The organism is Psychroserpens algicola, from assembly GCF_014526325.1.
Taxonomy (GTDB): domain Bacteria; phylum Bacteroidota; class Bacteroidia; order Flavobacteriales; family Flavobacteriaceae; genus Psychroserpens; species Psychroserpens algicola.
Map to the genome: position 1 here is coordinate 211,420 of NZ_JACNMJ010000001.1, position 16,847 is coordinate 228,266.

The 16,847-nt window shown below is 34.0% G+C and carries 16 protein-coding genes; 3 read left to right on the forward strand and 13 right to left on the reverse strand.

Annotated elements, in window-relative coordinates; genetic code table 11:
* Positions 1 to 14 precede the first annotated feature (14 nt).
* The 4 genes from H7350_RS00905 to H7350_RS00920 are packed head-to-tail and all read right to left on the reverse strand — an operon-like array spanning position 15 to position 4,912.
* Positions 15 to 1,544, reverse strand: coding sequence for a bifunctional GNAT family N-acetyltransferase/carbon-nitrogen hydrolase family protein (locus H7350_RS00905; protein ID WP_204343991.1), 1,530 nt, complete (start codon positions 1,542 to 1,544; stop codon positions 15 to 17).
* Complete coding sequence (locus tag H7350_RS00910; RefSeq protein WP_204343992.1) at positions 1,544 to 2,518, reverse strand: deoxyhypusine synthase family protein; 975 nt, start codon at positions 2,516 to 2,518, stop codon at positions 1,544 to 1,546. Before H7350_RS00910 ends, H7350_RS00905 begins: the two co-directional genes overlap by 1 nt.
* Positions 2,508 to 3,449, reverse strand: a complete 942-nt coding sequence (speB, locus tag H7350_RS00915; RefSeq protein WP_204343993.1) for an agmatinase — start codon at positions 3,447 to 3,449, stop codon at positions 2,508 to 2,510. Before speB ends, H7350_RS00910 begins: the two co-directional genes overlap by 11 nt.
* 8 nt (positions 3,450 to 3,457) lie before the next feature.
* Complete coding sequence (locus H7350_RS00920; protein WP_204343994.1) at positions 3,458 to 4,912, reverse strand: arginine decarboxylase; 1,455 nt, start codon at positions 4,910 to 4,912, stop codon at positions 3,458 to 3,460.
* 557 nt (positions 4,913 to 5,469) lie between these two features.
* Between H7350_RS00920 and H7350_RS00925 the strand changes: the two genes are divergently transcribed.
* The 3 genes from H7350_RS00925 to H7350_RS00935 are packed head-to-tail and all read left to right on the forward strand — an operon-like array spanning position 5,470 to position 7,770.
* Positions 5,470 to 5,892: a carboxypeptidase-like regulatory domain-containing protein gene (locus tag H7350_RS00925; protein WP_204343995.1), complete on the forward strand. Its 423-nt coding sequence runs from the start codon at positions 5,470 to 5,472 to the stop codon at positions 5,890 to 5,892.
* 19 nt (positions 5,893 to 5,911) lie between these two features.
* Positions 5,912 to 6,925, forward strand: a complete 1,014-nt coding sequence (locus H7350_RS00930) for a transglutaminase domain-containing protein (protein ID WP_204343996.1) — start codon at positions 5,912 to 5,914, stop codon at positions 6,923 to 6,925.
* An 8-nt stretch (positions 6,926 to 6,933) separates the two neighbouring features.
* Positions 6,934 to 7,770, forward strand: a complete 837-nt coding sequence (locus tag H7350_RS00935) for a peptidylprolyl isomerase (RefSeq protein ID WP_204343997.1) — start codon at positions 6,934 to 6,936, stop codon at positions 7,768 to 7,770.
* 5 nt (positions 7,771 to 7,775) lie between these two features.
* On the opposite strand, the gene H7350_RS00940 is transcribed toward H7350_RS00935, so the two are convergent.
* The 9 genes from H7350_RS00940 to H7350_RS00980 all read right to left on the reverse strand — a co-directional run bounded on the left by H7350_RS00940 (position 7,776) and on the right by H7350_RS00980 (position 16,722).
* On the reverse strand, positions 7,776 to 8,654 hold the full coding sequence (locus H7350_RS00940) for a pseudouridine synthase (RefSeq protein ID WP_204343998.1): 879 nt from the start codon (positions 8,652 to 8,654) through the stop codon (positions 7,776 to 7,778).
* Positions 8,655 to 8,693: 39 nt separating this feature from the next.
* Positions 8,694 to 9,644 (reverse strand): carbon-nitrogen hydrolase family protein, encoded by a 951-nt coding sequence (locus H7350_RS00945; RefSeq protein ID WP_204343999.1) that lies wholly within the window; start codon positions 9,642 to 9,644, stop codon positions 8,694 to 8,696.
* Positions 9,645 to 10,547 (reverse strand): geranylgeranylglycerol-phosphate geranylgeranyltransferase, encoded by a 903-nt coding sequence (locus tag H7350_RS00950; protein WP_204344000.1) that lies wholly within the window; start codon positions 10,545 to 10,547, stop codon positions 9,645 to 9,647.
* Between the two features lie 46 nt (positions 10,548 to 10,593).
* The gene (locus H7350_RS00955; protein WP_204344001.1) at positions 10,594 to 11,523 is read right to left on the reverse strand and encodes a mevalonate kinase family protein; all 930 of its coding nucleotides are present in this window, start codon (positions 11,521 to 11,523) and stop codon (positions 10,594 to 10,596) included.
* A 38-nt stretch (positions 11,524 to 11,561) separates the two neighbouring features.
* Positions 11,562 to 12,653, reverse strand: coding sequence for a diphosphomevalonate decarboxylase (locus H7350_RS00960; RefSeq protein ID WP_235989234.1), 1,092 nt, complete (start codon positions 12,651 to 12,653; stop codon positions 11,562 to 11,564).
* Between the two features lie 63 nt (positions 12,654 to 12,716).
* Entirely contained in the window at positions 12,717 to 14,219 is a 1,503-nt protein-coding gene (locus H7350_RS00965) for a hypothetical protein (protein WP_204344002.1), read from the reverse strand.
* 78 nt (positions 14,220 to 14,297) lie between these two features.
* Entirely contained in the window at positions 14,298 to 14,828 is a 531-nt protein-coding gene (locus tag H7350_RS00970) for a DUF1697 domain-containing protein (RefSeq protein ID WP_204344003.1), read from the reverse strand.
* Positions 14,828 to 16,039 carry a BaiN/RdsA family NAD(P)/FAD-dependent oxidoreductase gene (locus H7350_RS00975; RefSeq protein ID WP_204344004.1) on the reverse strand — a complete coding sequence of 404 codons (1,212 nt, stop codon included), beginning with the start codon at positions 16,037 to 16,039 and terminating at the stop codon, positions 14,828 to 14,830. Before H7350_RS00975 ends, H7350_RS00970 begins: the two co-directional genes overlap by 1 nt.
* The gene (locus H7350_RS00980; protein WP_204344005.1) at positions 16,036 to 16,722 is read right to left on the reverse strand and encodes a glycerophosphodiester phosphodiesterase; all 687 of its coding nucleotides are present in this window, start codon (positions 16,720 to 16,722) and stop codon (positions 16,036 to 16,038) included. Before H7350_RS00980 ends, H7350_RS00975 begins: the two co-directional genes overlap by 4 nt.
* Positions 16,723 to 16,847 lie beyond the last annotated feature (125 nt).

Consider the following 16,847-nt stretch of genomic DNA (forward strand, 5'->3'; position numbering starts at 1 on the left):
GATAAATATACTATTTATTCTTTTACACGTATAACGTCATAAACATCTTTTCTTCGGTCTTTTAAATTTTTCACCGCACCAAAAGAGTGTAATTCTCTCAATAAGCTCAAATCGACATCTGCAACCAGTATCATTTCAGTATTAGTTGTGGCTTCAGCTTTGATTCCATTACTTGGAAATGAGAAATCACAAGGTGTAAATACTGCAGATTGCGCATACTGGATATCCATATTATTTACGTTTGGTAAATTACCAACGCTACCAGCAATAGCAACATAACACTCATTTTCTATGGCTCTTGCCTGCGCACACAAACGTACTCGAGAATATCCGTTTTGAGTATCGGTTAGGAAAGGCACAAACAGAATATCCATACCTTCATCAGCTAATAATCTTGATAATTCTGGAAACTCAGAATCATAACATATTAAAATGCCTATTTTACCAGCATCTGTTTCAAAAGTATTTAATTTATGACCTCTTTGCATGCCCCAAACTTTAGCTTCATCTGGAGTGACATGAATTTTTTCATAGCGTTCTAAACTACCATCTCTACGACATAAGTAACCAACATTAAACAACTTATCTTCTATAAGTTCTGGCATGCTTCCAGTAATGATATTGATATTGTACGAAATAGATAATTGTTGCATTTTTTCAACAATAACCTGAGTATATTTAGCTAATTCTCTGATAGCATCTGGTTCGTGCATGTGATTATACTTCGCCATCAATGGTGCATTGAAAAACTCTGGAAACAACGCAAAATCAGATCTGTATGCTGCTACGCTATCCACAAAATATTCGACTTGCTGCATCAACTCCTCTAAGCTGTTATAGGTTCGCATTTGCCATTGAATAAGACCCAATCTCACGACTGTTTTTACAGTACTAGCAACTTTTGTTTTTTTTGTGTAATAGATATTATCCCATTCCATTAATACCGCATACTCATTAGAAGCTGTATCACCTTCCAGATAGCCTTTTAAAATGCGAACCGGATGAAAATCATTAGAAATTTGAAAATTCAAAACAGGATCATGTATTTCCTTTCGTTTTACTTTTTCAATATATTCTTTAGGTGTTAATGCTTTATGTTTATGGTAATTAGGCATTCTTCCTCCAAATACAATACCTTTCAAATTTAAGTTTTCGCAGATTTCCTTTCGGTAATCATACAAACGACGACCTAAACGCAAACCTCTGTATTCGGGTTTGATAAACACATCTATTCCGTATAAAATATCACCATCAGGATCATGATTTTTGAAAGAATCCCCTTTAATAATATCGGCATAGGTATGATTATCGTCAATACTATCGTAATCTACAATTAATGACAATGCGCATCCTGCAATATTTCCATCTATTTTGATAACGACTTGTCCTTCAGGAAATATTGATGTTAATTGTTGGATATGCTGTTTTTTCCAATAGGAATTCAATACACCTCCATAGGATTCGAGTGTTGCAGATTTCAATTCTTCGAAATCATCAACAGTCAAATATTTCAGCTCTATATTTTCAATTTTATGGTCTTCCATTACAGTCCTAGAAGGTAAGCAAATATTAATGGTGCTACAATTGTGGCGTCACTTTCGATGATAAATTTTGGTGTATCAATATCAAGTTTACCCCAAGTTATTTTTTCATTAGGAACAGCTCCAGAGTACGATCCATAACTGGTTGTAGAATCACTTATCTGGCAAAAATAACTCCAGAAAGGTGTGTCTGTACGCTCCATATCCTGATACAACATTGGCACTACACAAATAGGGAAATCTCCTGCAATGCCACCTCCAATCTGAAAGAACCCTATCCCATTATCTGAATTATCGGTATACCAATCTGCCAAAAACGTCATGTATTCAATTCCTGATTTCATGGTACTGGCTTTTAATTCGCCTTTAAGTACATAACTGGCAAAGATATTCCCCATCGTGCTGTCTTCCCATCCTGGACAAACAATAGGCAGGTTTTTTTCAGCAGCTGCATACATCCAAGAATCTTTTAAGTCGATTTCATAATGCTCTTCTAACACACCAGAAAGTAATAGTTTATACATGTACTCATGAGGCAAATAACGCTCACCTTTAGCTTCGGCATCTTTCCATATTTTCACGATATGCTCTTGTATTCTTCGGAATGCTTCTTCTTCAGGAATACAAGTATCGGTAACTCTGTTTAAGCCTTTTTCTAATAAATCCCATTCATCTTGAGCTGTTAAATCACGATAATGAGGCACGCGCTTATAGTGTGAATGTGCGACTAAATTCATGATATCCTCTTCTAAGTTGGCTCCAGTACAGGATACAATATGTACTTTATCCTGACGAATCATTTCTGCAAATATCTTTCCTAATTCGGCTGTACTCATGGCACCAGCAAGAGACACTAACATTTTTGACCCTGAATTTAACTGGGCTTCATATCCTTTTGCTGCATCTACTAAAGCTGCTGCATTAAAGTGTAAATAATACTTTTCTATAAATTGTGAAATACTTCCTTTAGTTGTCATCGTCGTCATTAAATTTAGAAACCTTGTTATTAGCTATTTTAGATGCGTTAAAATTGTTATCAAAATCATCATCTGCATCATCATTCAAAAATTTATAAGTAAGCATTTTATAATACAATTTAGCCGCTAAAAAATCTGAAGATTTTTCTTTTGGATTAGGACATAATTCTACAATATCAAAACCTACTACATTTTTTTCTTCAAACACCTGACGTAAAAACTCTATCGTTTCATACCACAATAATCCTCCAGGCTCTGGAGTTCCTGTTGATGGCATAATTGAAGGATCAAAAGCATCGAGATCAAAAGTGATATACACATTATCGGTCATTTGATCAATTGCAGAATCCATCCAGCTATCATCTTCAGCCATTTCGTGAGCAAAGTATGCTTTTTCAGTATCCATTACTGTTGTTTCCATAACATCCATACTACGAATTCCAACCTGAATCAAATTTGTTGTTTGACTTGCTTCATATACAGCACAAGCATGATTACATCGACTTCCCTGATATTCTTTTCTGAGATCGGCATGTGCATCAATTTGTAAAACCGTTAGATTATCGAAACATTCGTTAAAAGCTCTAATGGTTCCGATAGATATAGAATGCTCACCTCCAAAAGTCGTAACAAATTTGTTCTTTTTAATATAAGTTTTAGCTGTTTTATGAACAGCATCAACCATCTGTTCTGGCGATGAATTTTCAGTCACAGGTTCGGCTAAATACACACCTTGCTTATACACTTCTGTTTCAGTCTCAATGTCGTAAAGCTCCATGTTTTCGGAAGCATTCAAAAAAGCTTCAGGTCCTTGATCTGCTCCTTTTTGCCAGGTACTTGTACCATCATAAGGTACTGGAATTAATACAATTTTAGAACTGTCTAATTTAGAATACTGGTCTTCTATTCCTGCGTAAGTTTTAGTTTTCATTTTTTTAATTATTGAGTATTTAAGGATGTTTCTAATATTTTGGATGTAGGTTCTGAAGTCTCCATATTATTTTCATATCCTAGTATTTTAAGTAAGTCTTCACTTTTTTGTTGTTCATTAAATAGTTTTGTGGTGATGTTACCTTCATCATCCTTATCAATTAAAATATGCTTTGGTGATGGAATTAAACAGTGTTGTAATCCTCCAAATCCTCCAATAGTTTCCTGGTAAGCTCCTGTATTGAAAAATCCAATATATAAGGGTTTGTCTTTATTGTACTTTGGAAGGTAAATAGCATTCATATGCTGTTCGCTATTGTAATAATCATCACTATCACAAGTTAAACCACCTAAGAGGACACGTTCGTAACTATCATGCCATCGGTTGATTGGAAGCATGATAAAACGCTTGTTGATGGCCCAAGTATCTGGTAATGTTGTGATGAATGACGAGTTAATCATATTCCACTTTTCACGATCGTTTTGTTGTTTTTGATATAATATTTCATAGATCGCTCCGCCACTTTCACCTACTGTAAAGCTTCCAAATTCTGTAAAAATATGAGGCACATCAACACCTTCTTCTTCACAAACTAGTTTGATTTGATTTACAATTTCATCAACCATATATGCATAATCAAAATCAAATGCTAAAGAGTTTTTAATCGGAAATCCGCCACCAATGTTTAAACTGTCTAATGAAGGACAAATTTTCTTCAGGCTGGTATACACCTTTAAACACTTGGACAATTCGTTCCAGTAATATGCATTATCACGAATTCCTGTGTTGATAAAAAAGTGAAGCATTTTAAGTTCTACGTTCTCATTATTCTGAATTTGATTCTTATAAAAAGGCACAATGTTTTTATAACCAATACCAAGTCTAGACGTATAGAATTCAAATTTAGGTTCTTCTTCCGAAGCTATTCTAATTCCAACATTAAACTTCCCGTTGATTTCAGCTGATAAGAGTTCAATTTCTTCGTAATTATCAATAATAGGAATTGCATTTTTATGACCATTATTAATCAATCTTGCAATATTGGTCACATACTGAGCACGTTTAAATCCGTTGCTAATCACAAAAGTGTCGTTAGTTATCTTTCCTTCTGCTTTTAAACGTTCAACAATATCAATATCAAAAGCTGATGACGTTTCGATATGAATATTATTTTTTAAAGCCTCATCTAAAACATGCTTAAAATGTGAACTTTTGGTACAATAACAATAGTTGTATTTACCCTTATAATTGTTCTTTTCTATAGCATCGGCAAACCATTGTTTAGCACGATTTATATTATTAGATATTTGAGGTAAATAGGTGAACTTTAATGGAGCGCCATACTGTTCAACCAATTGCATAAGGTTGACGTCATGAAATTCTAAAGTTTTATTTTCAAGTTTAAATTCTGGTTGTGGAAAATCAAAAGTTTGATTTACCAAATCAATATATTTTGTATTCATTATATGTTTAAAAAAGTTAAATGTAAAAGGTAAAGGTTAACACGAGGTTAAGCTAAAATGAAATTGATATCAAAAACTAACGACATGTAGCCCTTTTGAAATCAAAACATTAAACACAAATAGATATCATACCTGCAGTTGAGGATGAGTAGTAGGAATAAAGCCATACAAGTGTTGGCTCATAAAAATGTAGTAAGCGGAAGTTAGCTCTAAAATTCGGTTACTTAATCTATAAGCAGCTTTTGAATATGACTTCCTGATGTTCAAAAACCCGAACGTAAAAACACGTTTCAATTTGTTCAGCTAAATGCTATGATCTTTTGTAATATTATTTCAAAAGATGGCGCAAATTTAATTTATTTTTTGACACACAACATTTTTTTATGTTTTTTTTGATTTTATTTTTAACTATTATTTTCTGTGTATTAGTGATTTAATCTTTAATTTTATAAATCACTCAGTGAAAAGTGGTTTTCACTAACCCAAGTCTTGCATTACCTAAAAGGTATTTTAATACTATAACAAGAGTTATTAGATTTGATTAAAACACTATAATTATGAAAACACAATTTAATTTTCCAATGAAAAGCTTTGGCTTAATTGCTATGATGATGATAGCAATATTAGCATACAACCCTATGTATGCGCAAACCCAAACAACAGCCACTTCAACACAATCTAATCAAGAGGTTACTGTTAAAGGAACTGTCAATGATGAAAACGGACCTTTACTAGGTGCGAGTATTACGTTAAAGAATAGTAAAATTGGAACTGTTTCTGATGAGAACGGAGCATTTACTTTTCCTAAAGCTTTACAACCTGGTGATGTATTAGTATTTAGTTTCTTAGGCTATGAAATGAAAGAAATTAAAATTCAGAAAAACACAAGCTTTTTAAAAGTCGTATTAGAAACAGACATTGTAGAAATCTTAGGAGCTTTAGAGTCTAATAAGCCTTACAAATCTAAACGCTCAAATTAACACCTATAACCTTATTTAAATGACATTGATAAGGTACATAGCACTCTTCATTATTGCATTCCAATCTAATGCTCAAATTTCTGATTTTGATCATATAGATTTTCGAAAAGCAGATAGCATTGCATTGGCATGCAAAAGTGAAGGGCTAGATAATTTACCTCAACTTTCCTATAAACTGACATCGAATTTACATACAGATGTAGAACGGTTTAGAGCGATTTATATGTGGGTGTGTACGAATCTTACAAATGACTACGGGCTTTATGCTAAGAACATGAAAAATCGAGACAAGTATCGCAATGATAGTCTTAGTCTTCAAGCATGGAATGACGAGGTTACAAAAGATATTTTTCGTAAGCTAGTAAAACATAAAAAAACCATATGTACTGGATATGCCTATATTCTGAAAGAGTTATCTAAATTAGCCGATATACAATGTGAAATCATCCATGGTTATGGCCGTACAAGTACCATTAATGTAGCTAAACTTCATGCACCTAACCATTCCTGGAATGCTGTTATGCTGAATAACAAATGGTATCTCTGTGATCCAACTTGGGCCAGCGGACTAGAAAATCCTGTTTCCGATAGTTTAAAATATGAATACATCAAAGGCTTCTTTTTAGTAAACCCAAAATTTTTTGCAGTAAACCACTATCCTATTGACCAAAACTGGACACTTTTAGGTGATCAAGCGCCTTCTTTTGAGAGTTTTATGGAAGCGCCAATTATCTATGGCAAGGCTTACAGAAACCTCACAATGCATAGTACTCCCAAAAAATTTCATAACTTCATCAATAGATATCAAACGGTTAGGTTTCAATATCAACTTCAAAAATCTGTAACTCAACAACACATCAGATTGGAAATTGACGATGGATTTAACAGTAAAAAAATACGACCTGAAATCATTTCAACACATGACCAGTCATTAACCTTTGATTATACATTTAATTATGATGGTTTTTATGATGTACATTTGTTTATAGGTGATGATTTGGTATCAACATATACCTTTAAAGTTAAAAGTTAATCAAGCTTATGAAAACACACTATAGACTAGTACTGATTTTATCTGTATTTGCACTATTATGCAATTGTAAACCTAAATCAGAATCTGTTAACATACCTATTGATGAACGGCAAAAAGTAGAGATGATTACCAGTCATGGTACAATGACATTAGAGTTATATAATGAAACCCCATTGCATCGCGATAATTTTATAACGCTTATTTCTGAAAAAGCATATGACAGTTTACTGTTTCATAGGGTCATTGAAAATTTCATGATTCAAGGTGGTGATCCTGATAGCAAGTATGCAGCATCAGACAATTTGCTAGGTGAAGGTGATTTAAACTATAGAGTAAATGCTGAATTTAATCCTGATTTATTTCACAAAAAAGGTGCACTCGCTACTGCACGGGAAGAAAGTCCTAATAGAGCTTCAAGCGCTATGCAATTTTTTATTGTACAAGGAAAAATTTTTAACGATAGCCTTTTAGATAGTGCACAGTCAAGAATTAATAAAATGCTTGCCAGACACTATGTAATCAATGATTCGGCATACAAAACACTTTGGGATAGTTTTTCAAAGGTCATAGATACAGATGATGATGCTCAAATACAAAAACTGAATGATAGTATTAATGTTCTCGCGGAAGACTATACTAACTTTGAGCCTTATACAATTCCAGAATCACATCGTAAGGTGTACAAAACCATTGGAGGCACACCTCATCTGGATCAAAATTATACTGTTTTCGGACAAGTTATTGATGGAATGGAAGTAATTGATTCTGTTGCTAAAACTAAAACTGGAGCGTATGATCGTCCGATTTCAGATGTCAGAATTCTTTCTGTACGTTTAAAACATTAAAACAATTACAGCATCTGTAAGGTATTCGCCTCTTGTTGCGTTAAATGTTTCCAGTGACCTCGTGGTAAATCTTTTTTAGTTAGATGTGCTATTTGAACACAATCAACACGAATAATATCGTATTTAAAATAGTCGAAAATAGTATGCAAAATGGTATTACCTGTGTTTTTGATTTTTAGACCAATTTTATTTTTTGGTTCTCCATCAATATAACTCACTTCTTCTACAGACACGAGTTTACCTTCAATTTTAAAACCTTCTTGAATCTTCTTAAAGTCATCATGCTTTAAGTTTTTATCCAACTCAATTTCAAATAAACGGCTCACACCATTTTTAGAGTTTGTAAACTTTTTTACAACTGCATCATCATTAGTAAATAAAAGTAACCCTGTTGAATTTCGGCCTAATCGACCTATAGGTTTAATACGTGCATTGGTAGCATTGGCAACCAAATCCATAACTGTACGTCCTTTACTTTCACTGGTTGTGGTAGCGAATCCTTTAGGCTTATTTAATAGTATGTATTCTTTCCTTTCTGGGTTAATTCGAGCACCATCAAAGCGCACTTCATCATCTAATTTTACTTTATAACCCATTTCAGTGATCACTTTTCCGTTAACGGTTACACTACCTACGGAAATGTGCATATCAGCATCTCTACGCGAGCAAATTCCAGAATTAGCAATGTATTTATTCAATCGGATTTCATCTGGATTAGATGACTTTGATGCAGAAGCAGGTTTCTTTTTCACTGGCGCATTTCCACGAGCAAAGCTTTTACCTTTGACATGTTCTCCTCCTCTACCTGATCGCTTATTGGTAGGCTTACTTTGTCCTCTCCCTGAAGATTTTCCCTTTTCACTACGTCCTTGCTGTCTGCTCATGATAACTAAATTTTGCGCAAAGGTAGTATATTAGTTGAACTAATCTACAAATTTAATTGTAGATTGTCGTTCACGATGTACTGTTAATTGAGTAACATCTGGTCTGGAATAATGACCTACAGGATCAAAATTTTGACGTTCTTCTAATACACGATTAAAATCAATGGTGTGATAAATCAATCCTTCTGTATGTAAAACAGGAGCTACAAGCCACTCACCATCTGGACCAGCAATACAGCTACCTCCATTAGCCAAAACTTGTGGTGCATTTTCTAATATTCGATTTAAATGAGGCGTATCCTTCGGAAAATCTTCAACAGTCATTAGGCTCGATACTGAAATCACAAACGAACGTGATTCCCGAGCTATAAAACGTGTAATATCCTTAGTATTATGCTCACTGCCTGGCCATACAGCTACATGTAAATTTTCACCCAAACCATAAAGTGCCGCTCTGGGCAAAGGCATCCAGTTTTCCCAACAATTCAATCCACCAACAGTAAATGCTTTTAAATTGTGAACTTGCAATCCGTTACCATCTCCAGGAGCCCAGGTTAAACGTTCATCATAAGTAGGCTGAAGTTTTCGATGTACAGATTGAATAGTTCCTTCCTGATTAATATAAACCAATGACGCATAAACACTGTGACCTCCGCGATCTTGAGGACGTTCAATAACACCCAAATATACTGCCATTTCATAGTGCTTTGCCAGTTTACAAATGGCATCTAAATCTCCTTTTTCTATGGTAATAGCATTATTTACATAATGAGCATGTAATTCTTTATTGACCTTTGTATTCCATTCTGCTCCTCCAGTTAAAGCTAACCAAAATGGATATCCAGGCACTAAGCCTTCGCCAAAAACAATAAGTTCAGCCTGCTCTTGAGAAGCCTCAACAATAGAACGCTCAACTTTTAAAAGTGTTTCCGATTTATTCAGCCAAACTGGTGCAATTTGAGCTAAGGCAACTTTAAGTTTATGATTCATTTAAATACGATTTAAAACAACATTGACATTTATTAAGACAATACAAAATACACCTGCGACAATAATAAATTTTAAGATATTATGTAATATCAGGTAGTGTGTTTTGGTTTTTGACTTCCAGAGTAGTAGTAGAAAAATAAGAAGTAAAATTACAGAGAGGTAAAAAAATAAATCCATGTGCCCAACATCAAAACGACGAAGTAATAGATACACCGGCACACTTGTTAATACGATTAAAAGTGTCAACATGATTTTTGAGGCTTTCTCTCCGTAAACAATAGGGATGGTTTTATAGTTTAGTAATAAATCACCCTTCATATTTTCTAAATCTTTGGTTAACTCTCGCATTGAAATCATTAGAAACAAGAATACTGCATGAACAAAAATGACCGTTTCGAAGTTTTTATAATAAAGAAAAATGGCAAAAAATGGTAATATGGTCAATACAGCAGAGGTCAGGTTTCCAATGAAAGGCAGCTTTTTCAACTTATGTGAGTAGAACCAAATGCTAAAAATGTAAAACGAAAAAAATAATACGGCATTAAATGAGACATAACTTGCCATGATGACAGCCGCAAAATTGAGCACAAAATAGAACGAGAGTTTTGTGTTTTGACTAATGAGTCGATCTAACTTTGACTTATTAGGTCGGTTGATTAAATCTTTTTCAGAATCATAAAAATTATTAATAATATAACCTGCTGCTATGGTTGCTGCAGAAGCCAAAACCAACATCAATAAATTGACATCAAACAGTACTTTTTTTAGTGGTTTATCATGGGCTAAAATATAAACCGACGTCAAGTATTGTGCAATTACGACAATAAGAATATTGTACCCACGAACGACAGAAAACATGCTAAAAAACTTAAGTAGAATATGTTTTTGTCTTCGGTTAAACATAAAAAAGGTTGATGAAATTCTGAAATAGTTTCAGAATGATAAGCGATTAGAAGTTATAAACGACTTCTAATTTATAATCTTTAAGTGATTGCTTAGCTCTTTCAATATCTTGTGTAAATCCTAAGATATAACCTCCTCCTCCAGAACCACAAAGTTTAAGATAATATTCATTAGTTTCAATTCCCTTTTTCCAAAGTTCATGAAATTGTTTAGGAATCATAGGTTTAAAATGGTTAAGAACCACTTTTGATAATTGCTTCGTATTTTTAAACAATGACTTTACATCACCTTTTAAGAAATCATCTACACAGGCATCGGTATGTTTAATGAACTGATCTTTAAGCATACTTCTAAAGCCTTCTTGCTTCATGTTTTCCATAAAAATACGAACCATAGGAGCCGTTTCTCCAATAATTCCTGAATCTAATAAAAACACAGCACCTTTACCATCCGTTTGTTGCGCTGGGATTCCTGTGGCTTCAATATGATCTTTTGAATTGATTAAAATCGGAATACTTAAATAACTATTTAAAGGATCTAATCCAGATGATTTCCCGTGGAAAAATGATTCCATTTCAGAAAAAATAGCTTTTAATTTGAGTAATTTTTCTCGTGTTAGATTTTCTAAAACTGTGATTTTATCAAAGGCATATTTATCATAAATCGCAGCGACCAATGCACCACTACTACCAACACCATAACCTTGAGGTATAGAAGAGTCAAAATACATACCAGCATTGACATGCTGAGTTAAAGTCTCAATATCAAAGGTTACCAACTCAGCATCGATATCTTTTAAATAAGCGACAAAGCGTTGTAAACTTTCATTAGATCTAATAGCCTCTTGAGACGGATTTTCATCTGTCTTTAAAGCACCTTTATAAAAGTTATATGGAATCGATAAACCTTTAGAATCTTTAATGATTCCGTACTCACCAAAGAGTAAAATTTTTGAATAAAATAATGGTCCTTTCATGTATTTAGAGCAATTTCCTTTAACAAATATACGTATTATTATTGTATTTGGTTTGCACCAAAACCAATTTGGTCGCTAATATAATGCCTGTTTTGACAATAGACAACTAATTCATTATTAATGAATTCCATAACCGCATCCTTTTCATTTTCCGGATATAATACATGAACATTGGCTCCTGCATCTAAAGTGAAACAAATTTTGGACTTGGTTCTATTTCGATAAGCCCAAATAGCATTAATGATTTCTAAAGTATTGGGTTTCATTAAAATAAAATAAGGCAAGCTTGTCATCATCATGGCGTGCAAAGTAAGTGCCTCGCTTTCAACAATTTCAATAAAAGCATCTAAGTCTCCTGTTTTTAATATCGCTATTAACTTAGACATATGTTCATGCGCTTGCTCAAAACGACGCTTGGCAAACGGATGGTTATGCATTAAATTATGACCTACAGTGCTACTTACTTGCTTTTCGCCTTTATCGACCAGCAAAATTGTATCCTGATAGTTTTTAAAATGGTCATGAACTTCGTAAGGATATACGATACCATAAGCATCAGAACTCCCTTTAATTTCTTTATGTTCGCCCCAAACGATTAAGTCGCCTTCAATACTGCGACAAGCACTTCCGGAACCTAAGCGCGCTAAAAATGAAGCTTTTTTGTTGAAATAACTTTGAGACATCTGATCCTCACTTGAAGACGTCTCAGACAAGGCTTTCTCAATACTCATGATACATAATGCTAAAGCACTCATTCCAGAGGCTGAAGACGCAATTCCTGAACTGTGCGGAAATGTATTAGAGGTTTCAATTGTAAAATGATACTCTTTTAAAAAAGGGACGTAATGTTCAATACGCTTAAAAAACGTTTCGATTTTTGGTTTAAAATCATCTTTTTGTTCTCCATCTAAATAGATTTCAAATGAAAAATGATTGACATCCTCTTTTTTAGCATATTTAAGAGTTGTTGTCGTTTTACAATCATTTAATGTAAAACTAATAGACGGATTCTCAGGAATTTGACTTTCCTTTTTTCCCCAATACTTAATGAGAGCGATGTTACTTGGAGAAGACCAAGTGACAACACCCTCATTTATGTGATTTATTGCTGACTTAAAATTGAAATCCAATATATTTTTTTTTCAAAGATAAGTCTTTCCTGTTATATGTAAAGACAAATATAAGTTTGCAAATTACTTTTTGTCTTCAACTTTTTCTTCTTTAATTGCTTCAGCAGACTCAGCTTTACGATCTTCTAATTGTTTGGTATTAGAGTTTCTTACTTTCGTAAGTTCTTGCTTCTCTTTATTTGCATTATAAAACATCCCTTTTTCCTTTGGCTGATTGTACAATTCTGGATTGAAATACTTACCATTTCTAGATCCTTCTTTAGTTACAACATCCTGTTTTTTTTCAGGGTTTTGCTGGAAATACGGGTCATTACGTTCTGCCGTAATTTGCCATGATACTTTTTTGTTAGGCACACCGCCTGCAATTACAAACTGCCCGTTAGCAATTTCAGACTCTATATAGAGATTAGGCATTGCTGCTCCAATTGGTGTTAATTGATATGAAGGGTTTATATTGATACTGTCATAATAATCTGGTAAACTCACAATAGCTTTTCCACTGGCATCAAACGCCTCAACACCTCTGTACATATTTAAAACCTCATTAGATTCAACCGAAAAATGTTTTAACATCATATTGGCTGGATCTTGCGGATGATCTATGGTAAAAGCCTTAGCTCCAGTTGCTGTAAAATCTCCTATAGAAGCAACTCCATACCAATTTCCTGTCCCAAGCATACCTATTCCCCATCCTGCTGCTGGAGTTGAAGCACCTTCTATTCCTATATGATCATCTATATCTGTACCTGTATAGGCAAAATCTGCAACCGTAATTGTTCCTGTAATCGCATTATTTTGGTTTTGAGCTACAATAGCAGAGCCTTGTCCTAAATGAACCGAAAAAATTGCGGCATCTGCATTAGCAGCGTTAGTGATATTAAACTCGGCATTACGACCAGCAGTACCAGAATGTGTAATAATGGTTCCATGACCTACACCAAATTGTTGTCCTGCTAAAACGCCTCCATTAACAAAAGCTCCTGTTGCCGTATTTGTTCGAACTATACCATTAAATGCAAATACATCACCTCCACTCGTTGGCGCTGCACCATTATCTACACCATAAACTAATACTCCGGTTCCATCATTATCATCTAAATCTACAAAATCACCAATACCACCATGGTCTGATAAATCATTGTAAACACCAACAATACCTGAACCATTAATTTGGTTGTAAATACCATCACCAGCTCCATTTTGAAAAACAGCTAATGCATAGGCTCCAGTTGTAGCATCCATATTTATATCAAGTCCACGAGAAATGGCACCTGTACCAAATTGAGTAATGCCCAAACTAGGAAAATTACTTCCAGTATTTAAGGTTTGTAAATTAATACCATAACCTAAACCTGAATTTCTTACCCAGACCGATGAACTAGCATTAGTAGTATTGTCATCGTTAACTTGCAGTGCATTTCCTGTTGCAGCAGGAGCAACAATATCTAATTGTGCATCAGGTGTTGTAGTCCCAACACCAACTTGTGCATTAAGACTAAAACTAGAGAATAAAAAAACCATACAAATGGTTAATGTAAGAGCTAATGAATTGTAACTTTTCTTCATAATATTCTATTTTAAAGACTAAAGATAATTAATCCACTAGTAATCAAACAAATAATTCGTCAAAAGATGAGTTTTTATCTATAAACTCAATTCTAACAACTTAACAGTAGTTTTAAAATTTCTTGAAGTTGCTCTGACTTTCAGTTTGTTTTCAAACGTAGTCATATTAAACTTAGAGTTACCATATCCTGCAGCTGAAAACAGATAAAGGCAATCATTTACTATATGAAATTCTTCATTAAGGTAGTTTATCGTATGTACCTCATCAACTAAAGTTTTAAGTGGAATTTCGCTTAACAAAATAAAATAACTGGCCTGCTTTTTTTCAAGCGGAAATGGGCAAGCATCAAATATTTGCTGCAATTCACTTCTTGTTTTAGCGATAACAGGAACATCAAATCCGAAATGAGATTGAATGACTTTATGGATTTTAGTTTCAACCGCATCTGTCGTCTCATCTAAAGATTGTAAAATGATATTTCCTGTTTGAATATATGTTTTAACAGCTTCAAATCCCGATTTTGAGAGTATTTCGCGTAATTGAGCCATTGGGATTTTTTTATGACCTCCAACATTAATGCCTCTTAAAAGTACAATATACGTGTTCATTATTTTGACATATTACAAGCGGCAATATAGGCTCCAGACCAGGCATTTTGAAAATTAAATCCTCCAGTAATGGCATCTATATTTAAGATTTCTCCAGCAAAATAGAGGTTGTTGTGGTGTTTACTTTCAAAGGTTTTGAAATTAACCTCTTTTAAATTAACACCTCCAGCAGTGACAAATTCTTCTTTAAATGTGCTTTTACCTGTCACCTGAAATATTGCTTTTGTTAGCTGAGATGCTAAGGCTTCTAACTGAGATTTGTTAAGGTCTGCCCATCTGACATCATCATTCACATGAGACGCTAACACCAATTTTTGCCATAAGCGTTTTGGCAATTCAAATTGTGCCGATTTGAGCACTAATTTTTTTGCTAAATCTTGTTTTAAGGCTTTTAAATGCTCAAAACAATCGTCATAAGATTGCTTTATGAAATTGATTTCTATTTGAAAATTATAGTTTCGCTTGGCTAATTCGATAGCTCCAAAAGCTGATAATTTTAAAATAGCTGGTGCACTCATTCCAACATGAGTAATTAGCAGAGGTCCTTCACTGTATAAATTTGTACCAAGTACCTTTACCTCAACATCTAATGCTACAACTCCTGGGATACCAGCAATACGTTTGTCTTTGATATCAAAGGTGAAAAGCGAAGGAACGGGCTGACTAATAGTATGCCCGAGATTTTCTAAGAGTTTCCATATTTTAGGATTACTCCCTGTTGCCATCAGTACTTTTTCAGTAAAAAAATCACCTTGAGATGTTTCTAAAAGCCATTGATTCTCAATTGGAGACAAGGATTTTAAAGCATGATTATACAAGATATCCACCTGATGTTTTTTAGCTTCACTAAGAAAACAATCAATAATAGTTTGAGAACTGTTACTAACAGGGAACATACGACCATCATCTTCAATTTTTAGTGCTACGTCTCTATCTTCAAACCATTGAATGGTATCTCCGGTCATAAACTGATGGAAAGGACCAAGCAATTCCTTTTCGCCTCTGGGATAGTTTTGCACTAACTCTGAAGGGATAAACTCGGCATGTGTCACATTACAGCGTCCTCCTCCAGATACTTTCACTTTTTGAAGTCCTTCTTTTCCTCGTTCGAGAATGGCAACTTTTAAATTTGGGTTTTGCTCAGCACAGTTAATCGCGGCAAAAAATCCAGCAGCGCCTCCACCAACTATTATAATATCGTATTGGGTCATAGGTTTTCAGGGTTATCAGAAATTATAGCATCTACTCCATAAGACTTCATTCGTTTGATGGTATTCACGTCGTTTACGGTCCATGTAATTACTTTACACCCCTCTTTTTGAGCTTGTTGCACATTGTCTCTAGATACTAAAGCAAAATTAGGATGTACAGCATAAGCGTTTATCGTCTTTGCAAATTCTAAAGCATCAGAAACGCTAGCTTTTGTGAGTACTCCTAAGCGTAAATTTTTATTATAATTATATACATCTTCAAGTTCATGATGTTGAAAGCTCGATATGATAAAATCATGGGCAGACCAGCCTTTTACATTCATATAATGACTGATAATTTCACAAGTATCAAGTGCTGTGTGTTTACCTTTGAGTTCAATATTGACTAAACATTGGCGATCAACACAATCTAAAACCTCTTCTAAAGTAGGTATTGAAAACTGACCATTTACTTTAAGCTCCTTTAATTGGGGTAATGTCGCTTTTGATAGTTCTCCAGTACCATTTGTCATACGATCTAAGGTAAAATCATGAAAGACAACCAGTTCTCCTGACGCACATTTATGCACATCAATTTCGATACCATCAACACCAATGTCAAGTGCTTTTTTAATAGACTCAATAGTATTTTCGGCTAGGTGGTTTTTAGCACCTCGATGACCTATTTTAAGTGGTTTTTGCATAGGATATAAAAGTATTAATTTCAGATAAGAAATTGTATCAAATCTATTTTTATAAAACCTTTAAGAGTTTAGATTTTTAATTGTAATGAAAAACCTATTTATTTAATGGCTCATAAATACATGAT